Annotated in this window: 19 protein-coding genes and 1 riboswitch; of the genes, 7 read left to right on the forward strand and 12 right to left on the reverse strand. The window is 63.1% G+C overall.

Features of this window, described 5'->3' with window-relative positions; all coding sequences use genetic code 11:
* Positions 1 to 101: 101 nt before the first annotated feature.
* The 6 genes from H1204_RS02125 to H1204_RS02150 form a co-directional block, all read right to left on the reverse strand.
* Positions 102 to 1,172, reverse strand: a complete 1,071-nt coding sequence (locus H1204_RS02125) for an IS30 family transposase (protein WP_180729620.1) — start codon at positions 1,170 to 1,172, stop codon at positions 102 to 104.
* 657 nt (positions 1,173 to 1,829) lie between these two features.
* On the reverse strand, positions 1,830 to 2,483 hold the full coding sequence (locus H1204_RS02130; RefSeq protein ID WP_180729621.1) for a gamma-glutamylcyclotransferase: 654 nt from the start codon (positions 2,481 to 2,483) through the stop codon (positions 1,830 to 1,832).
* A gap of 88 nt (positions 2,484 to 2,571) precedes the next feature.
* The gene (ybeY, locus tag H1204_RS02135) at positions 2,572 to 3,033 is read right to left on the reverse strand and encodes an rRNA maturation RNase YbeY (RefSeq protein ID WP_180729622.1); all 462 of its coding nucleotides are present in this window, start codon (positions 3,031 to 3,033) and stop codon (positions 2,572 to 2,574) included.
* Between the two features lie 30 nt (positions 3,034 to 3,063).
* Entirely contained in the window at positions 3,064 to 4,146 is a 1,083-nt protein-coding gene (locus H1204_RS02140) for a PhoH family protein (RefSeq protein WP_180729623.1), read from the reverse strand.
* 33 nt (positions 4,147 to 4,179) lie between these two features.
* Positions 4,180 to 5,550 (reverse strand): tRNA (N6-isopentenyl adenosine(37)-C2)-methylthiotransferase MiaB, encoded by a 1,371-nt coding sequence (miaB, locus tag H1204_RS02145; RefSeq protein WP_180729624.1) that lies wholly within the window; start codon positions 5,548 to 5,550, stop codon positions 4,180 to 4,182.
* 192 nt (positions 5,551 to 5,742) lie between these two features.
* Positions 5,743 to 6,744: a LysR family transcriptional regulator gene (locus H1204_RS02150; protein ID WP_180729625.1), complete on the reverse strand. Its 1,002-nt coding sequence runs from the start codon at positions 6,742 to 6,744 to the stop codon at positions 5,743 to 5,745.
* A gap of 114 nt (positions 6,745 to 6,858) precedes the next feature.
* Between H1204_RS02150 and H1204_RS02155 the strand changes: the two genes are divergently transcribed.
* The 4 genes from H1204_RS02155 (at position 6,859) to ribB (ending at position 10,644) form a co-directional block, all read left to right on the forward strand.
* On the forward strand, positions 6,859 to 7,254 hold the full coding sequence (locus H1204_RS02155; protein WP_180729626.1) for a VOC family protein: 396 nt from the start codon (positions 6,859 to 6,861) through the stop codon (positions 7,252 to 7,254).
* 20 nt (positions 7,255 to 7,274) lie between these two features.
* On the forward strand, positions 7,275 to 8,453 hold the full coding sequence (locus tag H1204_RS02160; protein WP_180729627.1) for an MFS transporter: 1,179 nt from the start codon (positions 7,275 to 7,277) through the stop codon (positions 8,451 to 8,453).
* Positions 8,454 to 8,735: 282 nt separating this feature from the next.
* Entirely contained in the window at positions 8,736 to 9,434 is a 699-nt protein-coding gene (locus H1204_RS02165) for an XRE family transcriptional regulator (RefSeq protein WP_180729628.1), read from the forward strand.
* Between the two features lie 75 nt (positions 9,435 to 9,509).
* Positions 9,510 to 9,680, forward strand: a riboswitch (FMN riboswitch).
* Positions 9,681 to 9,897: 217 nt separating this feature from the next.
* Positions 9,898 to 10,644, forward strand: coding sequence for a 3,4-dihydroxy-2-butanone-4-phosphate synthase (gene ribB / locus H1204_RS02170; protein WP_180729629.1), 747 nt, complete (start codon positions 9,898 to 9,900; stop codon positions 10,642 to 10,644).
* A 777-nt stretch (positions 10,645 to 11,421) separates the two neighbouring features.
* Here the strand turns inward: ribB and H1204_RS02175 are convergent.
* From H1204_RS02175 to glpD, 3 genes are all read right to left on the reverse strand, one after another.
* On the reverse strand, positions 11,422 to 12,108 hold the full coding sequence (locus H1204_RS02175; RefSeq protein ID WP_180729630.1) for an HAD family hydrolase: 687 nt from the start codon (positions 12,106 to 12,108) through the stop codon (positions 11,422 to 11,424).
* Between the two features lie 141 nt (positions 12,109 to 12,249).
* A complete protein-coding gene (glpK, locus tag H1204_RS02180) occupies positions 12,250 to 13,749 on the reverse strand; it encodes a glycerol kinase GlpK (protein WP_180729631.1) in 1,500 nt (499 codons plus the stop codon).
* Between the two features lie 144 nt (positions 13,750 to 13,893).
* The gene (gene glpD / locus H1204_RS02185; protein ID WP_180729632.1) at positions 13,894 to 15,423 is read right to left on the reverse strand and encodes a glycerol-3-phosphate dehydrogenase; all 1,530 of its coding nucleotides are present in this window, start codon (positions 15,421 to 15,423) and stop codon (positions 13,894 to 13,896) included.
* 203 nt (positions 15,424 to 15,626) lie between these two features.
* Between glpD and H1204_RS02190 the strand changes: the two genes are divergently transcribed.
* Entirely contained in the window at positions 15,627 to 16,016 is a 390-nt protein-coding gene (locus tag H1204_RS02190; RefSeq protein ID WP_180729633.1) for a hypothetical protein, read from the forward strand.
* A gap of 184 nt (positions 16,017 to 16,200) precedes the next feature.
* Here the strand turns inward: H1204_RS02190 and H1204_RS02195 are convergent, their stop codons facing one another.
* Positions 16,201 to 16,398, reverse strand: coding sequence for a hypothetical protein (locus H1204_RS02195; protein WP_007586164.1), 198 nt, complete (start codon positions 16,396 to 16,398; stop codon positions 16,201 to 16,203).
* Between the two features lie 380 nt (positions 16,399 to 16,778).
* On the reverse strand, positions 16,779 to 17,558 hold the full coding sequence (locus H1204_RS02200) for a DeoR/GlpR family DNA-binding transcription regulator (RefSeq protein ID WP_007586161.1): 780 nt from the start codon (positions 17,556 to 17,558) through the stop codon (positions 16,779 to 16,781).
* A 432-nt stretch (positions 17,559 to 17,990) separates the two neighbouring features.
* Here H1204_RS02200 and H1204_RS02205 point away from each other — a divergent pair, with 432 nt between their 5' ends.
* Positions 17,991 to 18,818 carry a ferritin-like domain-containing protein gene (locus tag H1204_RS02205; RefSeq protein WP_180729634.1) on the forward strand — a complete coding sequence of 276 codons (828 nt, stop codon included), beginning with the start codon at positions 17,991 to 17,993 and terminating at the stop codon, positions 18,816 to 18,818.
* A gap of 133 nt (positions 18,819 to 18,951) precedes the next feature.
* Positions 18,952 to 19,476, forward strand: coding sequence for a hypothetical protein (locus H1204_RS02210; RefSeq protein WP_180729635.1), 525 nt, complete (start codon positions 18,952 to 18,954; stop codon positions 19,474 to 19,476).
* A gap of 56 nt (positions 19,477 to 19,532) precedes the next feature.
* Here the strand turns inward: H1204_RS02210 and H1204_RS02215 are convergent, their stop codons facing one another.
* Positions 19,533 to 21,062, reverse strand: coding sequence for a DEAD/DEAH box helicase (locus H1204_RS02215; protein WP_180729636.1), 1,530 nt, complete (start codon positions 21,060 to 21,062; stop codon positions 19,533 to 19,535).
* Positions 21,063 to 21,081 lie beyond the last annotated feature (19 nt).

Below are 21,081 nucleotides of genomic sequence, written 5' to 3' on the forward strand. Positions count from 1 at the left end.
TTGCGCTGGCATCCACGTTTTGTTAGCGTGCTTCACGCGTCGCCCCTGTGCGGGGCGGCACCTACTTTTCTTTGCCGCCGCAAAGAAAAGTAGGGGCGGTTTCAAAGACCAAGTGCAACAGCGGGGTTGATTTCGATTCCCTGCTTCTTGCAGTTTTCAATAAAGACTTGCGCGGGCGTTCTCCAGCCGAGCGTCTTGCGCGGACGGTTGTTCATCTCTATCGCAATCATGTCGAGCTGGCGCTGCGAGAGCACGGACAGGTCCGCGCCCTTGGGCAGGTACTGGCGCAACAGACCGTTGGTGTTCTCACAGATGCCGCGCTGCCACGGGCTGTGTGGATCGCAGAAGTAGATGCGCATGCCCGTTGCTTTGGCCAGTTCCTTGTGCAGTGCCATCTCCTTGCCCTGATCGTAGGTCAGCGTCTTGAGCAGTTCCGGGTCAAGCGGCGCAAACGCTGCGCTGTAGCCCCGCAACGCCGCTTCCGCCGTGCTGTCATCCATCTTGACCAGCATCAGGAACAGCGTGCTGCGATCGATCAGCGTGCCCACCGCCGAGCGGTTTCCTGCCCCCTTGATGAGATCGCCTTCCCAGTGTCCGGCAAGCACCCGCTCGTTCGCCTCCGGGGGGCGCACATGGATGCTGACCATGTCAGTGAGCTTGCCACGCCGGTCTTCGCCGCGCGAGCGGGGTCTGCGCGTGCTGCGTCCCCGTCTGAGCAGCGCGATCAGCTCGCGTTTGAGCTCGCCCCGAGGCATGGCATAGATGGCGTGATAGATGGTTTCGTGAGACACGTTCAGGGTGGGCTCATCCGGATGCGCCTGCTTCAGCTGCGCACTGATCTGCTCGGGTGAATGGCATTTGGCCAGCAGTTCACGCACCTGCGGCCACAGCGGCCCATCGACGTGCAGCTTGCGTTCCCGCCGAGGCTTGCGCCGCAGTCTGCCTGCCCGCAAACCCGCACGCCTTGAATTGTAACCGCCGGCGATCGGCGGTCGTCCCATCGTTGCGCGCTCGTGAGCCGGTTTCCAGTCATTGCGCTTCAGTTCGCGACTGATCGTACTGGGTGAGCGCACAAGCGCACGCGCGATCTCGCGCGTGCTCTTGTCCTCAAACTTCATTGTAAAGATCACACCGCGCTCTTCGGCGCTCAGCTGTTCGTAGTTTTTTCCCATGCAACGTATCCTAAACGGAAGTGTTGCACTTGCATCTTGAAACCGCCAGGCAAAAGAAAGCGGCTCACACCGCCAACATTTCTTCTTGCCTGAGGGCCCGCAACCGGTCCCTCACTTCACACGGCAACTTTCCTGTTCGCGTTCGTTGCCAACGCTCTCTCTTTACGCCTCACCCGCTTCATGTACCCGCGTCGCAGCACGCCGTGCCAGACATTCCACTGCCGCCCAGGCGGCAAACTGTGTGTAGGCCGTAGTACTGCAAACGCCCCACTTCGGACCGATCGCGCATGCGTCCCACCTGTAAGAGCGCCGAGTTATACGACGCGACAACCTACACACAGTTTGCCACCTGGGCGGCAGAAACCATTCGCTGCCGCCAGCCGTTGTGCGGGTGTTTGAAGTGGGTGAGGCGCTGATTCGAAGCGTTGGCAACAGGCGCGAACAAGGACGTGCCGTGTGAGGCGCAAGACCGGTTGGGGGCCCTCAGGCAAGAAGAAATGTTGGCGGTGTGAGCCGCTTTCTTTTGCCTACTTTTCTTTGCGGCGGCAAAGAAAAGTAGGTGCCGCCCCGCACAGGGGCGACGCGTGAAGCACGCTAACGAATCGCGGATGCCAGCACAGACACCAGCAAACCACCCCAGCGTACGCAGATAAAAACCTACCCCCGACACCTCACCAACAGCGCCTCGAGCGCTCTATCTGGCATGCCACTTTCCCGCAGCGCCTCAACCGTACGACTCACGTAATCGAGCGTCGTCCCATACCGCCCGGAAGCACACCCAAGCACCGCTTTCACAACGTCATCAGACAGCTTGCCCGTATAAGAAGCCACATCCCGCCGCATCACAAACGCGAGCGCATCGACGCGCCGCCCGTCGGCAAGCACACACGGCAGCCATGCCGGCCGATATGAACCCATCGCCATCTCGCGCCGCCACAGCGCTTCCAGATGCGGCATCGCGCCCTCAGCGGCGAGCCTGAACGCAATCCCACTACACGACCCGCCTCGGTCCAACGCAAGCACGAGCCCCGGCTGCTCCGGCGTCCCGCGATTAACCCGCGACCACAAATACAACCCGCGATGATATCCATGCACCCGCGAGCGCAACGCTTCGACAGTCGGCAGACCGGGATTCCAGATCAGCGACCCATAGCCGAACAGCCACAAGTCGGTCTTGCGATCCCAGTCTCGGAGTGCGCACTCGAGCGACGCGCGCAGTTCATCGTCCGTCAACAGCCGCGACTCGCCGAGCGAAGGCGGATAGTCGGGGCACGGTTGACGCGGTGTCGGTGATGAAAGGGGTTGGCTCACGTTGATTCGATCGGTTGGCTGACTGGCGTTGTCAGAGCCCGCGATCGACCAGGCGGCGATGCTGGCTCAACATTCCTGCTATCGAGCCTTATTCATACGGGTCGGGGAAGCCGAGCTTGCCGAGCACCTCGGTTTCGATCGCTTCCATTTCTTCGGCTTCGGCCTCATCCTCGTGGTCGTAGCCTTGCGCGTGCAGCGTGCCGTGAACCAGCAGATGCGCGTAATGCGCTTCGAGCGGCTTGCCCTGTTCGTTCGCTTCCTTCTCGACCACAGGGCAGCACAGGATCAGGTCGCCCGTGACGGGATCGTCTTCCGATTCGGCATAAGCGAAGGTCAGCACGTTGGTCGCGTAGTCCTTGCCGCGATACGTGCGGTTCAGCGTGCGGCCTTCGTCCGCATCGACGAAACGCACCGTCAACTCGGCGTCCGCGAAGAGCGCGGCCTTGATCCACGCGGCGACCGTTGCCTTCGGCAACAGCGCCTTGTGCTCGGGCCACGCTTTTCCAGCGGGAAATTGCAGGTTCAGCGACAGTTTCGGGGCGCGGCTCATGCGTCGTTCTTGGTCCGGGTCATGTCCGCGTTACTTCGCTGCGTTGGCGGCTTCGGCGGCGGCCGCTTCTTTCTGCGACGCCGCGTCGTACGCCTCGACGATGCGCGCGACGAGCGGATGACGCACCACGTCCGCGCTCGTGAAGCGTGTGAGCGCGATGCCGCGCACGTCCGCGAGCACGCGCTGCGCTTCGATCAGCCCGCTCTTGTGGCCGCGCGGCAAGTCGATCTGCGTCGTGTCGCCCGTGACGACCGCCTTCGAACCGAAGCCGATACGCGTCAGGAACATCTTCATCTGCTCGGGCGTGGTGTTCTGCGCCTCGTCGAGAATGATGAACGCGTGATTCAGCGTGCGGCCGCGCATGTACGCGAGTGGTGCGATCTCGATCATCTGGCGCTCGAACATCTTCGCCGTCTTGTCAAAGCCGAGCAGATCGTAAAGCGCGTCGTACAACGGACGCAGATACGGATCGACCTTCTGCGCGAGATCGCCGGGCAGGAAGCCCAGGCGCTCGCCCGCTTCGACGGCGGGGCGCGTCAGCACGATGCGCTTCACCTGATCGCGCTCGAGCGCATCAACCGCGCACGCAACGGCCAGATAGGTCTTGCCGGTGCCCGCCGGGCCGACGCCGAAGGTGACGTCGTGCGAGACGATCTGCTTCAGATACTCGCGCTGCGCCGGCGTGCGACCGCGCAGATCGGCGCGGCGCGTGTACAGCTTCGGACCGAGTTCTTCCTCGTCCTCTACGCCATCATGCGCCGGTTCGTCGAACGGATGATCGGGGTCGCCCCGAAAACGCGCGTCGCCTTCCGCCTCACCGTTGCCGCCCGCGCGTCCGTTGTTGCCCGGATGGCGTGCTTCGACGAGCGCAAGCTGGATGTCGTCGACGGAAATCGGATCGCGCGCACTGTTGTAGAAGTTTTCGAGCGCATTGAGCGCGATTTTCGCGCCGCGCCCGCGAATGCTGATGCGGTGTCCGCGTCGTTGCAGCGTGACGTCGAGCGCTTGCTCGATTTGCCGCAGGTTTTCGTCGAGCGGTCCGCAGAGGTTGGCAAGCCGCGCGTTGTCCTCGCGCGGCGCAGTGAATTCCAGATGTTGCTGAGAGGTCTTCAAGGCTTGGGTTCGGTCCTGTCAGTGCGCTACAGCTTAATGAGTGGCGGGCGCGGTGTCGTGAACCATCACGAGTTCGCCGCGCAGCGAGTGCGGATACGCGTGCACGATCTTCACGTCGATCATCTGGCCGATCAGGCGCGCGTGCGATTCCACCGGCGCGGGAAAATTCACGACACGGTTGTTCTCGGTGCGGCCCGCGAGTTCGTTCGGGTCCTTGCGCGCGGGGCGCTCGACCAGAATGCGCTCGACCTTGCCGACCATCGCCTGGCTGATGCGCTGCACGTTTTCCTCGATAGTCGCCTGCAAATGCTGCAGACGGCGCAGCTTCACTTCGCGCGGCGTATCGTCGTGCAGGTTCGCGGCGGGCGTGCCAGGACGCGGGCTGTAGATGAACGAGAAGCTCGTGTCGTAGCTCATGTCGTGCACGAGCTGCATCATCTTGTCGAAGTCTTCTTCCGTCTCGCCGGGGAAGCCCACGATCATGTCCGTCGACAGCGACAGGTCCGGACGGATCGCGCGCAGCTTGCGGATCACGGATTTGTATTCGAGCACGGTGTAGCCGCGCTTCATCGCCATCAGGATGCGGTCCGAGCCGTGCTGCACGGGCAAATGCAGATGGCTCACGAGTTTCGGCACCTTCGCGTAGGTGTCGATCAGGCGCTGCGTGAATTCCTTCGGATGCGACGTCGTGTAGCGAATCCGTTCGATGCCCGGAATCTCCGCGACGTATTCGATCAATGTCGCGAAGTCGGCGATTTCCGTCGAGCCGACCGTCATCGCGCCGCGAAAGGCGTTCACGTTCTGACCGAGCAGCGTCACTTCACGCACGCCCTGATCGGCGAGACCGGCGATTTCCGTCAGCACGTCGTCGAGCGGACGCGACACTTCCTCGCCGCGCGTGTACGGCACGACGCAGTAGCTGCAGTACTTGCTGCAGCCTTCCATGATCGACACGAACGCGCTCGGGCCATCGACGCGCGCCGGCGGCAGGTGATCGAACTTTTCGATTTCCGGGAACGTGATGTCGACCTGCGGACGGCCGCTCGCGCGGCGCTGGTCGATCATCTGCGGCAGACGGTGCAAGGTTTGCGGGCCGAACACGAGGTCCACATAAGGCGCTCGCGCGACGATCGACGCGCCTTCCTGGCTCGCCACACAGCCGCCCACGCCGATCAGCAGATTCGGGTTCGCTTCTTTCAGTTCGCGCACGCGGCCGAGATCGGAGAACACTTTCTCCTGCGCCTTTTCGCGCACCGAGCAGGTGTTGAACAGAATGACGTCGGCGTCTTCGGGAGTGTCGGTCTTGACGAGTCCTTCAGCCGCACCGAGTACGTCGACCATCTTGTCGGAGTCGTACTCGTTCATCTGGCAGCCAAAGGTCTTTACATAAACTTTCTTGGTCATCGAGTGTTCGCCGGTCGCAGTAGTTAACCTGGGGGCGTCAATAAAAAAGGTGAAGAGACAAAAACGCGTGGCGCCGCAGCGCGGAGAATCGGACGGTATGCGGGTCCGAAGCGCCCGAAACGCGTTTTTACAGCGTAGTCCAACATTATAGCCCTTTGCTGCGTGGGGCTTTGGCGGGGTGCCGGGCCGGTGTCATGCGCCAGTTTCGGTGCTGGCGGGCGGTTTGCGCGTGCGCGCAGGCGTCTTTCGGGCGCCGCCCTGCGGCGGTAATCCAAGCTGCGCTTCAAGCTCGCCCGTTACCTTGGTGAGCCGCTCGGCGAGAAAATCCAGCAGGACGCGCACGCGCGGCGCCATGAAGCGATTGCGGTGATAAAGCGCGTGCAGCGGCGCATCGGGATAACGCCATTCGGGCAGCAGCACGCGCAGGCCGTCGCTTTTCAGGTCGGCTTCGACGTCCCACATCGACTTGATCACGATGCCGTAGCCGCGCAGCGCCCATTCGCGGGCGACGGCGCCATCATTGGTTTCACGCGCCGATTCGAGCGGAATCGTGTACGTGACGGTCTCGGCGTCGCGCGTGAAGCGCCACTCGTTGACGGGCCCCGACGCGGTGCCGAGCACGATGCAGTCGAAGCGCGCCAGGTCCAGCGGATCTTTCGGCTCGCCGTGCCGCGCGATGTATTCCGGCGACGCGCACAACACCCGCGGATTCGGCGCGAGCCAGCGCGCGACCAGAGAGCTGTCCTGCGGCACACCGAAGCGGATGGCGAGGTCGATGTCTTCCTGCACCAGATTCTGTAGCGAATCGGACAGCGTCAGCGCGAACGTGACGTCCGGGTAGAGCAGATTGAATTCGTCGAGCCAGTGCATCAGCAGATTGCGCCCGAAATCCGACGTCGCGGAAATGCGCACCTTGCCGCGCACCGCGTTCTGGCCGGCCTGAAGCGCAGCTTCTCCGTCGTCGAGCGCGCGCAGCGCCTGCTGACAGCAGTTCAGGTAGAGACGGCCTTCGTCGGTGAGACGCAATTGCCGCGTGGTGCGCTCGAACAGGCGCGCTTTCAGTCCGCCTTCGAGTTTCGCGAGGCGCGCGCTGGCCGCCGCGGGCGTGAGGCCGAGCTTGCGGCCCGCGGCCGACAGGCTGCCCAGTTGCGCCGCTTCGACGAATAGTCGGATGTCACCCAGGTTGTCGGTCATTATTCGACAGCGTTTGAAAATCCTTCAAATGCTACGCCAATTATCAAATCGACGACGTTCGCGGACAATCCGATCCTGAAAACGCGACATCCGCGTTTACCCGGAGCCCGCATCATGCATCTCGACCACGCGACGATCGTCACCCCTGATCTCGACGCCACTCGACGCTTCTTCGTCGATGTCGTCGGGCTGGAAGAGGGCGCGCGGCCGCCCTTCGGCGTCGGCGGTTACTGGCTTTATGCCGACGGCCGCCCCGTGATCCACCTCGTCGATTCGACGGTACCGGGTCACTCGGGTCGTGTGACGCCGCGCATCGACCACCTCGCGTTCCGTCTCGACGACGGCGCGCAGTGGCAAGCGCTGCTCACGCGACTGGAAAAGGCCGGCGTCGCCTATCAGACCGCCGATGTGCCGCTTTCGGGTGAAGTGCAACTGTTCGTCGCGCTGGCATCGTCCGTCGTCATCGAGTTCGTGACGGCGGCGCGCCATGTCCGGCGCGCGTCCTTCTGAATCGTCGTCTGGAGCTTTCCATGCCCATTCCCTTGCTTGCGCTCGCGATCAGCGCGTTCGCCATCGGCACCACCGAGTTCGTCATCATGGGCTTGCTGCCCGACGTGGCGAAAGATCTTGCCGTCTCGCTTCCTTCCGCCGGGTTGCTCGTCAGCGGCTACGCGCTCGGCGTCGCCGTCGGTGCGCCGCTGCTCGCCGTCGTCACCAGCAAGATGCCGCGCAAGCTCGCGCTGCAACTGCTGATGGGCGTGTTCATTGTCGGCAATGTATTGTGTGCGATCGCGTCCGACTATTCGGTGCTGATGATCGCGCGCGTCGTGACGTCGTTCGCGCACGGCTCGTTCTTCGGCATCGGCGCGGTGGTGGCCGCGTCGCTGGTGCCGCAGGAAAAGCGTGCAAGCGCAATCGCGCTGATGTTCACAGGCCTCACGCTGGCGAACGTGCTCGGCGTGCCGTTCGGCACGTTCATCGGCCAGCAGTTCGGCTGGCGCGTCGCGTTCTGGATCGTCGCCGCGTTCGGCGTGCTGTCGCTGGCAGGCGTCACGGCGCTCGTGCCGAATCGTCACGACACGGGTCCGGCGGGTCTCGGTCACGAAGTGCGCGTGCTGAAGGACCCGCAAGTGTGGATCGCGCTGACGATGACGGTGCTCGGCTTCGGCGGCGTGTTCGTCGTGTTCACCTACATTGCGCCGATTCTCGAGCAGGTGAGCGGCTTCACGCCGCACGGCGTGACGCTGATTCTGGTGCTGTTCGGCGTCGGTCTCACGGTCGGCAACACGATCGGCGGCAAACTGGCGGACCGGTCGCTGATGCCCTCGCTGATGGGGATTCTGATCGCGCTCGCCGTGGTGATGGCCGTGTTCGCGCACACCAGCCATTCGCAGATCGCAGCAGCCGTCACGGTGTTCATCTGGGGAGTCGCGGCGTTCGCGACCGTGCCGCCGTTGCAGATGCGCGTGGTCGAGAAGGCGAAAGCTGCGCCGAATCTGGCGTCGACGCTCAACATCGGTGCGTTCAACGTGGGCAACGCGGGCGGCGCGTGGCTCGGCGGGCTGGCGATCAGCCATGGCTACGGACTCGACGCGTTGCCCTACGTGGCTGCTCTCGTCGCGCTGGCCGCGTTGGCACTGACATGGATTGCGGCGCGGATGGATGCGCCCGCCGCTGTCGTCGCGCGGGATGTGCGCGAGCGGGTTTGAGTCTCGCGAGCGCGCGCTCGCGCTTCATATGATGTTTCCGATGCCCACGCAGCGATGCGTGGGCATCGGTCTTTGCGTCTTATGCCGATGAAGTCCGCGCGCCCGCGAACGCACGCTAACGCCGACGCTGCGTGCTGAACGCATCGCACGCCAGCGCATAAGGGTCCTCTGCGATCGTGATAACAGTGTGAAGATAACTTCGTTGGGCGCGCGAAAACCGGGTGCTAGTCTTGCCTCCACTAGTGCTTGCTCCGCACCGATGCGGGGCTTCTGGAGGTCATCATGCAGTCACCGCTTGCGCTCGTGCGCGACCGCGCGTCCGAAGGTCACGACGCAGCCCATGACGATACGCGTTCCTCGGATTTCGACGCGCTCGAACACCGCGTCGGCGTGAACCTCGCGCGGTTGCGCGCGGAGCGTCAGTTGTCGCTCGATGCTTTGGCCCGTGCGTCGGGCGTGTCGCGCGCGATGCTCGCGCAGATCGAGTCGGCGCGCAGCGTGCCGTCGATCAAGGTGCTGTGCAAGGTCGCGGCGGCGTTGAAGGTGTCGGTCGCGGCGTTCCTGCGCCAGCATGCCGTGAACGGCTTCGAGCATTTGCCGGCGGATCGCTCGGCGCGCGTCGTCACGTCGAATGGGCGTTACTGGACGCGTGCGTTGCATCCCGATGCGGAGCCGTCGACCGCGGAGTTTCACGAGCTGCGTATCGCGCCGCTCCATACCGAGCCTGGCACGCGACGGGCGCCGGGGACGACGGTGAATCTCGTCGTCAGCGTGGGCACGCTCGAAGTCAGCGTGCACGACCGCCGCCAGTTGCTGGCAACGGGGGATTCGATCGTCTTCGACGCCGACCAGCCGCACAGCCTGCGCAATCCCGGCGACACGGAAGCGCGTGCGTTTCGCGTGACCGTGAATGCGGAGACGCCGCCGCGCTGGGATGTGCCGCACGATGCACCGCACGCGCACGCGCATTCCGAAGGCTGAAACATGAAGCACGCGCTGGCTGCACGCCATGCGCGGTTGTTGTATGCTCTGCGAGCCGGATCGATCCGGTAATCAGTACGTCTTCAGGGCGGGGCGAAAATCCCCACCGGCGGTATGCAGGCGGCGCTTCACGAAGCGCGAGTCTGCGAGCCCGCGAGCGCCTGCGTTGTGGTTTGAGTTGCAGGGTCAGCAGATCTGGTGAGAAGCCAGAGCCGACGGTTAGAGTCCGGATGGAAGAAGATGTGCAGATAGTCATCTGAGTCTCCTGTCGACCGGGTTGGCGCATGTGCGCTTTACTTTGGTCCTGTGCGGAATGGCCGCTGCCGTGCTGCTCGTTGCGAGCGGCGCGCGAATGCGCTGTCCATTCGTTGCATGGCAGCCGCTTGCGGCTCGCGGGACGCGTTTGTCTGTTTGCAATGCCCTGAAACGTTTTTCGCCCACACTCTTGCGAGGAGCGTTTCACATGTCCGCTGTATCTGCATCCGTATCTGCGTCTGCTGCATTTGTTTGGCCTGCGCCGTCTGTCGTCGCTGAGGACGCATCCGCCGATCTTCCCCTGCTTGCCACCGAACCCATTCCGCCGCGCATCGCCGCCGCGCTCGATGCGTTGCGCGAGGGCCGTGCCGTTGTGCTTCAGGACGATCACGATCGCGAGAACGAGGCCGATCTCATCATGTCGGCCGAGCGCATGAGCGTCGAGATGATGGCGCTGTTTATCCGCGAGTGCAGCGGGATCGTGTGTCTTTGCCTGACTGACGACAAGGTGCGCGCGCTCGAATTGCCGCCGATGACCGCACATAACGAAAGCCGCAACACGACGGCGTTCACGGTGTCGATCGAAGCGCGTGAAGGTGTGTCGACGGGTGTGTCTGCCGCTGACCGGCTCACGACGATTCGTGCCGCGATTGCTGATAACGCGAAGCCTGCGGACATTGTGCGTCCGGGTCACGTGTATCCGTTGCGCGCGATGCCGGGCGGGGTGTTGGCGCGGCGCGGGCATACGGAAGGGACTGTCGATCTCGTGACTTTGGCGGGGCTGAAGCCCGCTGGGGTTTTGTGCGAGCTGATGAATGCCGATGGCACGATGATGCGAGGGGCCGATGTCGAGCGTTTCGCCGCTCTGCACGATATGCCGATGCTTACTATCGCGGAACTGGTTGAGTTTCGGCGCGCGATGGCCTTCGCGCGGGAGGCTTGTTTCGAGGTTTGAGGTTTTTTTGTTTTGTTGTCTGCGACGCTGGGTGGTCTGCTTGTGTTTGCGCTGGCATCCGCGATTCGTTAGCGTGCTTCAGGCGTCGCCCCTGTGCGGGGCGGCACCTACTTTTCTTTGCCGCCGCAAAGAAAAGTAGGCAAAAGAAAGCGGCTCACACCGCCAACATTTCTTCTTGCCTGAGGGCCCCCAACCGGTCTTACGCCTCACACGGCAACGCACTTGTTCGCGTGTGTTGCCAACGCGCTGAATGAACGCGTCACCTGCTTCAAATTCCTATACAACGGCTGGCGGCAGCGAATGGTTTCTGCCGCCCAGGTGGCAAACTGTGTGTAGGTTGTCGCGTCGTATAGCGTGGCGCTCTTACATGGTGGTGCGCGTGCGCTATCGGTCCGAAGTGGGGCGCGCGTGTCTCTACGGCCTACACACAGTTTGCCACCTGGGCGGCGGCGGAATATCTGGCACGGTGTGCCGCAACGCGGGCGCGTGGAGTAGGTGAGGCGCTCTTTCAATGCGCTGGCAACGAACATGGGTCACGTGATTGCCGTGTGAAGCGTAAGACCGGTTGGGGGCCCTCAGGCAAACACAAAAACTGGCGGTGTGAGCCGCTTTCTTTTGCCTACTTTTCTTTGCGGCGGCAAAGAAAAGTAGGTGCCGCCCCGCACAGGGGCGACGCGTGAAGCACGCTAACGAATCGCGGATGCCAGCGAAAAACACTAGCAAACCAACACCAGCGACAACCCTCAAACCAAAGCGTCGCAGACAAAAAACCCCCAACTACGACTGCACCCCGTCAAACTCCCCCCGCAAACCCGCCTGAACAATTGAGGGCAACTCATCCATATGCTGCATGATCCGCGTGATCCCCATATTCCGCAGCACATCGGCATAGCCATCAGGAATATGACTAGCCCCAACAAACGCAATCGTCATCATCCCCGCCGCGCGCGCGGCATTCAGCCCAGCGACGCTGTCTTCAACCACAATGCACCGCGACGGCTCGACGCCCAACTGCTCCGCAGCAAACAGATACACATCGGGATAAGGCTTCGGCCGCGCGACCTGCTCAGCGCTAAACACCCGCGGTCCAAAAATCTCCGCCAGCCCGGCGCGGCGCACGGAGGCGCTCACACGCATCATCCGGCTATTCGACACGACAGCAGCAGGCAGCGATACGCGCAACAGTGCATCACGCACGCCACTAATCGCCGACAGCGACGACGCAAGCTCTCTTTCGACGTTGGCCTCGACGGTCTGCAAAAAATCAGCGGGCAGCTCGATATCGAATGCCGCTTCGACGCTCTCCAGAAACCGCGAAGTCTGCTGACCAAACGCCGTCTTGCAGATCTCGTGGAAATCGAGCGCGGGAAAAGTGGTGGCGAGCGTGTCGTGCATCACGCGGTCGGCGATGACTTCGCTGTCGACGAGCACGCCGTCGCAGTCGCAAATGAGATGATCGATCATGCGGAAAATGAAACGAAAGCGCAGCCCGCAAGAGGCAGGACGCAAGACATACGGCGGGCCGAAAGCGACATGATATGTGCATTGCGGCCCGGCGCGCGCCGGACGGCTCGCGCGACACGCCGTGCACCGACGTGCGTCAACTCAGGGCGCGTCGGCCCACGCCTTCGCCGCGCGAATCGCCCGCTGCCAGCCGTCGAGACAGGCCTTCGCCTGATCGGCCGGCATCGACGGCGAGAAGCGGTGTTCGAGCTTCCACTGGCTCTGCAATTCGTCGACGTCCTTCCAGTAGCCCGTCGCGAGTCCCGCGAGATACGCGGCCCCGAGCGCCGTCGTTTCGCTGACCTGCGGACGCACGGCATCCACGCCGAGAATGTCGGCCTGGAACTGCATCAGCAGATTGTTCGCGCACGCGCCGCCGTCCACACGCAGTTCGTCGATGTGAATGCCCGAGTCGGCTTCCATCGCTTTGAGCACGTCGACGGATTGATACGCGATCGAATCGAGTGCCGCGCGCGCAATGTGCGCGGACGTCGTGCCGCGCGTGACGCCGAACAGCGTGCCGCGAGCGCGCGCATTCCAGTGCGGTGCGCCGAGGCCGGCGAACGCAGGCACCAGGTACACGCCGTCGCAATGCTCGACGCCGCGCGCGAGCGCCTCGACCTCCGACGCGCTGCGGATGATGCCCAAACCATCGCGCAGCCACTGCACGACAGCCCCCGCAATGAAGATGCTGCCTTCGAGCGCATAGTTGACCTGATCGCCGATCTGCCAGGCAATCGTCGTCACGAGATTGTTCTTCGACTCGATCGGTTTCGTGCCCGTGTTCATCACGAGAAAGCAGCCGGTGCCATAGGTGTTCTTCACCATCCCCGAGCGCGTGCACATCTGGCCGAACAGCGCGGCATGCTGGTCGCCCGCGATGCCCGCAAGCGGAATCTTCGACGCGAACACGGTGGTCTTGGTCGGCCCATACAGTTCCGACGACGGACGCACTTCAGGCAGCATGCTGCGCGGAATGTCGAGGGCGTCGAGCAGCTCGTCGTCCCATTGCAGCGTGTGGATGTTGAAGAGCATCGTGCGCGACGCGTTGGTCACGTCGGTGATGTGCATTTCGTGCTTGGTGAAATTCCACACCAGCCAGCTGTCGACCGTGCCGAATGCGAGCTTGCCTTGCCGCGCCTTTTCGCGCGCGCCGTCGACGTTATCAAGAATCCAGCGGATCTTGGTTGCGGAGAAGTACGAATCGATCGGTAAGCCGGTCTTCGCGCGGAATGTCTGTTCGAGACCTTGCGCCTTCAACTGGTCGCAAAAGTCGGCCGTGCGCCGGTCCTGCCAGACGATCGCGTTGTAGATGGGATGGCCCGTTTCGCGATCCCAGACGATCGTCGTTTCGCGCTGGTTCGTAATGCCGATCGCGGCAATCGACGTGCCGTTCAGGCCGGCATGCGTGACGGCTTCGGCGGCGACGCCCGCCTGCGTCGCCCAGATTTCCTGCGGATCGTGCTCGACCCAGCCAGGATGCGGATAGATCTGCTTAAACTCCTTCTGCGCGACCGAGACGACAGTGCCCTTGCGATCGAACAGCATCGCGCGCGAACTCGTGGTGCCCTGGTCTAGCGCCAGGATGTACTGATCCTGCATCGTCTCTTCTCCATGCGTTTTTTGTCGGACCGGCGCGGTGGCGCGCTCAGGTCACGCGAAATATGGTGCCTGCGCGGATTGTTGCATGCGCGGAGGCGCGGCGGAATCGCCGCGCGCTGGCGCATGTCCGCGTGCGCGCGGCCGTCAGGCGTGCTGCTTTGTTGTCGCGCGGGCGAACCACGCGTCGATGTCGCGCGTGACGTTTTCGAGCATGCCGGGCTCGACATGCAGGCCCAGCTTCGAACGGCGCCACAGCACGTCGCGCGCCGTCGTCGCCCATTCGGTTTCGCGCAGATAGCGCAGTTCCGCTTCATACAGCCCGGGCGCGAACTGCTGCCCGAGATCGGCGAGCGAGCGCGCGGCGCCGATCACGCGTTCGGCACGCGTGCCATAAGCCCGCGCATAGCGGCGCGCGAGCGCGGCAGGAAGCCATGCGTGCTGTTGCGCGAACCGCGATGCGAAGCGCTCGAAGTCTGCGTGCGCGATATCGCCGCCCGGTAGCGGTGAGCCCGCCGTCCACGTTGGCTTGTCGTGCTGCAACTCGCGCGCGAGATCGTCGACGGCTTCTTCCGCGAGTTTCCGAAACGTCGTGATCTTGCCGCCGAATACCGACAGTAGCGGTGCCTCGCCCGCCGGCGCATCGAGTTCGAGCCGGTAGTCGCGCGTGACGGCGGAAGGGTTGTCGGCGTTCTCGTCCTCCAGCAGCGGACGCACGCCGGAGTACGTCCAGTACACGTCGCGCGGCGCGATGTGCTGCTTGAAGTATCGGTTGATCGAGTCGCACAGATACTGCGTTTCAGATGGCTCGATCGCGACCTTCGACGGATCGCCGTTGTATTCGAGGTCTGTCGTGCCGATCAGCGTGAAATCGCGCTCATAAGGGATCGCGAAAATGATGCGCTTGTCCGGATTCTGGAAGATGTACGCGTGATCGTGCTCGAACAGGCGGCGCGTGACGATATGGCTGCCCTTCACGAGCCGAACGCTGTAGTTCGCTTCGCGTGCAAGCGGCCCGCGCAGCAGGTCGCCGACCCACGGGCCGGCGGCGTTCGCGATCGAACGCGCGCGGACTGTCGAAGTGGAGCCGTCCGCGCGCAGCAGTTGCGCATGCCATTCGCCATTCACGCGCGTCGCGCCGGTGAGCTTCGTGCGCGTCAGAATGATTGCACCACGCTCCCGTGCATCGAGCGCGTTGAGCACGACGAGGCGCGCGTCGTCGACCCAGCCGTCCGAATAGACGAAGCCGCGTTTGATCGAGTCGATCAGCGGCTTGCCCGCCGGATGCTTGCGCATATCGATGCCGCGCGAGCCGGGCAGCAATTCGCGGCGCGCGAGATGGTCATAGAGAAAGAGACCGGCGCGGATCAGCCACGCGGGCCGCAGATCGGGCATATGCGGCATCACGAAGCGCAGCGGCCACATGATGTGCGGCGCGGCGCGCAGCAGCGTCTCGCGTTCCTGCAGCGCCTTGCGTACGAGCCCGAACTCGCGGTATTCCAGATAGCGCAGGCCGCCGTGAATCAGCTTGGTGCTGGCCGACGACGTATGCGCGGCCAGATCGTCCTGTTCGCACAGCAGCACGGACAGGCCACGGCCCGCTGCGTCGCGCGCGATGCCTGCGCCGTTGATCCCGCCGCCGACGACGAGCAGGTCATAAATGGAGTCTTGCGTCACCCGGAATGCCCCTGACGGAGGAAAAAGTAGGGTTGATGTAAAGTCGTAATGTTCGTTTTCGAAACTTTAATGAACATATTCGAAAAAGTAAAGTTCGACTTGCCTTGGATTCGTGCGCGATTCCGCGCGCTGGTGGCACGTTTGCCGCGCGCAGACGATACTTCCGGCAACGAGCCGGATTGCGGCGATACGAGGTGAATTTCATGCGTGGACTCTGGAAAACGGGCGCGGCGGCGCTGTCGATCGCGGCGGTGCTGGCGGGATGCGTCAGTACGCCGAGCCTGAACGGAACGTTGGGCGCGCCGTCGTTCGCGGATCTGCAGGCGATGTGCGGAAGCCAGCCGGCGGACTACGGCAGCGATGCGCAGTCGGTCTACGTGACGCTGTTCGACGCCTATGTAGCGAACAAGCGCGGCGGGCTGTCGAAGGCGGATTACTGCGCGTTCCAGACGGCGCTGGCGCAGCGCTACGCGGCGCAGGGCGGGAGCGCGGACCCGCAGGTGCGTCGGCAGTGGGTGGAGTTCTTCAACACTCAGCGCGTGAAGGCGCTGAGCTGGCGCGCAGCCGTCGATCCGACGCTGCGCAGCGGCTAAGGCTCCGGCCGGCGCGCGCGGGCGCGTCGTTCAGAGATGACGCGGCAAGCCTGAAAACATAAAGACGGCCAGGCGGGCAAGCCGCGTGACCGTCCAGGCGTCCGTATGCTCGCGTGTCCGTTGCGAACACGCCGACGGCCGCAGTGATATGACTGGCAAGCGCGTTAGGTTCGCTCGATTGCCGTCAGGAAAAGCGCTTGATCGCGCGAAGAGCCGTATCTCCCGATTCCGTGATACGCCATTGTTGCAAGCCCGACGCGAGTCTTTCGAGCTCCACGAGCTGCCGTTCGAGCAGTGCGTCGAGTTCTTCGCGTTCCATATCGACCTGGTTAGGGGCGTCCTTGACGAGCAACAACGTGGCGAATTCATGCGGACTCAGCATCGTTTCTCTCCATGTCAAGCGTAGTCGGGTGGCCTTTGCGCCCGCCGACGGCCCTGCCGGCAGACGGAGGATCCAGCGGGCTGCGAATCCCGAGGATCAGGCCTGAAGTTGTGCTTGCTTCACCCCATGTCCAATGCATTCCGCTCGGTCCAGGGACGTTTAAGGACGTTGGGGAACTGGAGTGTAGTCAATGGCGGCCGGAAGTCCAAATCGGCCCCCGTAAATTTTCCCGTTGACAGCGCCGCGCGTGAGAGGCGGTCTGCTGGGCAAGGCAAATCCTTGATTTCACTGGAGGTTTTGCGTGCGGTGCAGCATGGCGGAAACGGACTTGCGACGCCGCCGGCCCGCGTCAGCCTTCGCGTCGCTGCCCGTGCCCGAGGTCACTCGGCAATATAGACCTGCGTGCCCGCGTTCGTCAGCGTTTCCGTCATGTCGGGCGGCGGCGGCGCGTCGGTGAAGAGCGAGTCGATCTGGTTCAGATGCCCCTGGCGCACGAGCGCCGGGCGGCCGAATTTCGAATGGTCGGCCGCGAGGAAGACCGTGCGCGAATGTTCGATGATCGCCTCCGCGACGCGCACCTCGCGCGTGTCGAAGTCGCGCAGCGTGCCGTCCGTCTCGATGCTCGACGTGCCGATGATCGCGAAGTCGACCTTGAACTGGCGGATGAAGTCGATGGTCAGTTCGCCGACGATGCCCTTGTCCCACGGACGCACGATCCCGCCCGTCACCAGCACTTCGCAATCCGGATAGCCGCTCATCATGCTCGCGACGTTCAGGTTATTCGTGATCACGCGCAGCCCGCGATGCCGGTTTAGCGCGCGCGCGACTTCTTCCGTCGTCGTGCCGAGGTTGATGAAGAGGGACGCCTGATCGGGAATGTGCGTGGCGACCAGCGCCGCGATGCGCCGCTTCTCGTCATGGAACATCCGCTGCCGCGCGCTGTACGAGACATTCTCGGAACTGGTCGGCAGACTTGCGCCGCCGTGATAGCGGCGCAGCAGATTCATGTCGGCAAGCCAGTTGACGTCGCGGCGAATCGTCTGCGGCGTCACGTCGAAATGCGCGGCCAGATCGTCGACCGTGACGAAGCCGTCGCGTTGCACCCACTCCAGCAGTTCCTGTTGACGTGCGTTAAGCGTGAGGCGGGGGTCTCGTGTCATGATGTTTTTTTGTGAGCGCCGCACCTGAAGCGGGCGAAGGTTGGCTTGGCCGTATTGTAAGACCTTCGTTGTGTTCGTCGTCGTTGGTTTGTGTTCGGATTTTTTCGATCGCGCAGAGCGCGCTCATCGAAAGGAAGCGTAAGGCACCTGCGCAATGCAGCTTTGTCGTGCGACTTTTGCGCTTGCCAGGGTGTTCGAATCATCCGATATGTAGTCTTTTGTGCATTCGCACGATCAATCAAGGTTTGGGTGGAACTGCGTCGATCCGGCATGGTCTCTGCTGTGTTGTCTGCGAATTTGCAGAGCAGCGTCTAAGATGAAGATAAAAATTCAATGTTGCAAGGCACTGTAGGCGTCGAGGGCGGCGGTCGAACCGGGATAGGCGCGGTTCAGCCCGCGCACGAGGCGCTACGGTTTTCGGAGTGAACTTTTATGCACAACGAGGCTGGTCACGTGATGCCCTGGCGCATCGAAGACATCGATCTCAATCGCATCGACCGTCAACGCGCGGTCGCCAATGAAGACCTCTTGTTACTGCTTTGCGCAGCCTCGTTTATCGAAAGCGGTACTGATCTTTACACGAGCAATCTGAGCAGGTTCTTCAATGGCGATCCCGAGGTGTCGGCGTGGCTCAACAACGAATGGGAGCCTGAAGAGATGCAGCACGGCCGCGCGCTGAAGGCGTACATCGCGCACGTGTGGCCCGAGTTCGATTGGGACACCGCGTTCCAGAACTTCTTCGAAGAGTATTCGAAGACCTGCAACATGGAAGACTTCGAGAAGACCCGCGCGCTGGAGATGGTCGCGCGCTGCGTCGTCGAGACGGGCACGGCTACGCTGTATCGGGCGATCGGCGTGTGTTCGGACGAACCCGTGCTGAAGGAAATCACCGACAACATCCGCACCGACGAAGTCCGTCACTACAAGCACTTTTTCAAGTACTTCAAGAAGTACAACAAGATCGAAGGCAATGGCCGGCTCGCCGTTCTCGGCGCGTTGATGCGGCGTGTGATGGAGATCAAGAACGAAGACTCGGAGATCGCGCTGCGTCACGTATTCGCGATCCGCTATCCGGAGCGCGTCAACGACCCCGTCTATAACCGCGACAAGGCTGCGCGCGTGAACAAGCTGGTGCGGCACAACCTGTCGGCCGATATGTGTGTGAAGATGCTGCTCAAGCCGCTCGATTTGCCGGCGAAGATTCAGCCAGGCGTCCATTACCCGCTCGCGAAGATCACGCAGCACGTCTTTTTCCGCTGAGCGTCGCGACACGCAGCCGGGCCGAAGGCCTGGACTGTTGACGCATGAATGGCCCGCCCTGCAAGCGGGCCATTTGCATTTGCATTTGCGTTGAACGCCGCGCGCGAGCGTGCCTACGACGGAGGAATCACCCATGACCGCATCCGCGGAACAAAACCGCGCACTCGATCAACAGATATTCGACGAATGGCCGGTCGAATTGCGCGCATTGTTTGACGGCTCGGCGCTCGCATCGAAGGTCGGCTTTACGGCATCGCTGTTGACCGTCGACGAAAGCGGCGCGCATTTGCGTACGTCGCTGCTCGGCATCGGCGAACTGTATGCGCCAGACTCGCGCACGCTATGCGTCGCGCTGTGGCCGCAGTCGCGCGCCGTGCAGGCGATCGCACGCAGCGGCCGTGCCGCGCTGACATTCGTGTTCGATGAGGCGTTCTATCAGATTCAGCTCGCGCTCGCGCCGTTGAACGCGGATGCTGCGGGCCTGGCGTGCTTCGCGGGATCGATCGAATCCGGCGAAGCACATCGCGTGCGCTATGCGCGCCTGACGGCGGGCATCACGTTCGACCTGGAAGAGGGGAGAGATGCAGTGCTCGAACGCTGGACGCAGCAGATCGAGTACCTGAAGAAAGCCGCCGGCGGCGCGGCGGCTGGCAGATAGCAGTCGGACTAGCGTGAGACGCCCGCATTGAAAATGCCGGGCGTCTCCATGTTGCGTCAGTTGCCGCGCTGACCGCCGCGCGGCGCACCGGAGCGCGGCTTGCCGCCGCCGAGCAATGCACCCGGATTGCCGCCGTGCGGTTTGCGCGGAGCGTGCGGAGCACGCGCGTTGCCTTCATGCGCGACGGCGCGCGGCTTGTCCTGATGACGCGAGCCATCGGCGCGCGCATGCGCGGGCTTGGCCCCTTGCGGTTTGGCTTGCTGATTGGGCTTGTCGCCCGAAGCGCGCTGGCCGCCGCGCGATGCGCCATTGTTCCCGTTGGCCGAGCCTTCGCGCTTTTGTTGCCCTTGAGCTTGCCGCTGACCTTGACCCTGGCCTTGGCGCGGCTGACGGCCGCCACCGCCGCCGCCCTGGCTGCGTCGCAGGATCGGCTCGGGCCGTGCATTCGGATCCGGCTCGAAGCCCGCGATCACTTCTTGCGGCACGGCTCGCTTGATCAGCTTCTCGATGTCCTTCAGCAGTTGAAGCTCATCGACACACACCAGCGACACCGCTTCGCCCGTCGCGCCAGCGCGGCCCGTGCGGCCGATTCGGTGCACGTAGTCTTCCGGCACGTTCGGCAGATCGAAGTTGACGACATGCGGCAACTGATCGATATCGATGCCGCGCGCCGCGATGTCGGTGGCGACGAGCACCTGCAGCGTGTTGTTCTTGAACTCGGCCAGCGCGCGGGTGCGGGCCGACTGGCTCTTGTTGCCGTGGATCGCGAGCGCGCTGATGCCGTCCTTCGTCAGCTGTTCGGCGAGGCGGTTCGCGCCATGCTTCGTGCGCGTGAACACGAGCACCTGAAACCAGTTGTGCTGCTTGATCAGATGCGTGAGCATCTCGCGCTTGCGGTCGCGGTCGACAGGGTGAATCTTCTGCGCGACCGATTCGGCTGTCGTGTTGCGGCGTGCGACTTCGATCAGCGCGGGTGAATCGAGCAGGTTGTCGGCGAGCGCCTTGATCTCGTCCGAGAAGGTGGCCGAGAACAGCAGGTTCTGGCGCTTCGGCGGCAGCTTCGCGAGCACGCGCTTGATGTCGTGAATGAAGCCCATGTCGAGCATGCGGTCGGCTTCGTCGAGCACGAGAATCTCGAGATGCGACAGGTCGATGGTCTTCTGCTGCATGTGGTCGAGCAGACGCCCAGGCGTCGCGACGACGATATCCACGCCGCGCCGCAACGCGTCGATTTGCGGGTTGATGCCGACGCCGCCGAACATCACGGTCGACTTCAGCTTCAGATACTTGCCGTACGCGCGCACGCTTTCCTCGACCTGCGCGGCCAGTTCGCGGGTCGGCGTGAGGATCAGCGCGCGCACGACGCGCTTGCCGCCCGGCGCGGGCGGCATGGTGAGAAGACGTTGCAGGATGGGCAGCGTGAAGCCAGCTGTTTTGCCCGTGCCCGTCTGGGCGCCGGCCAACAGATCGCCGCCGTTGAGCACGGCGGGAATGGCTTGCTGCTGGATCGGAGTCGGCGATGTATAGCCGAGTTCGTTGACTGCGCGGACCAGCTGTTCGGACAAGCCGAGGGAATCAAAAGACATAAAAACTCTTTGCAATGCA

Source organism: Paraburkholderia sp. PGU19 (assembly GCF_013426915.1).
Classification (GTDB): Bacteria; Pseudomonadota; Gammaproteobacteria; order Burkholderiales; family Burkholderiaceae; genus Paraburkholderia.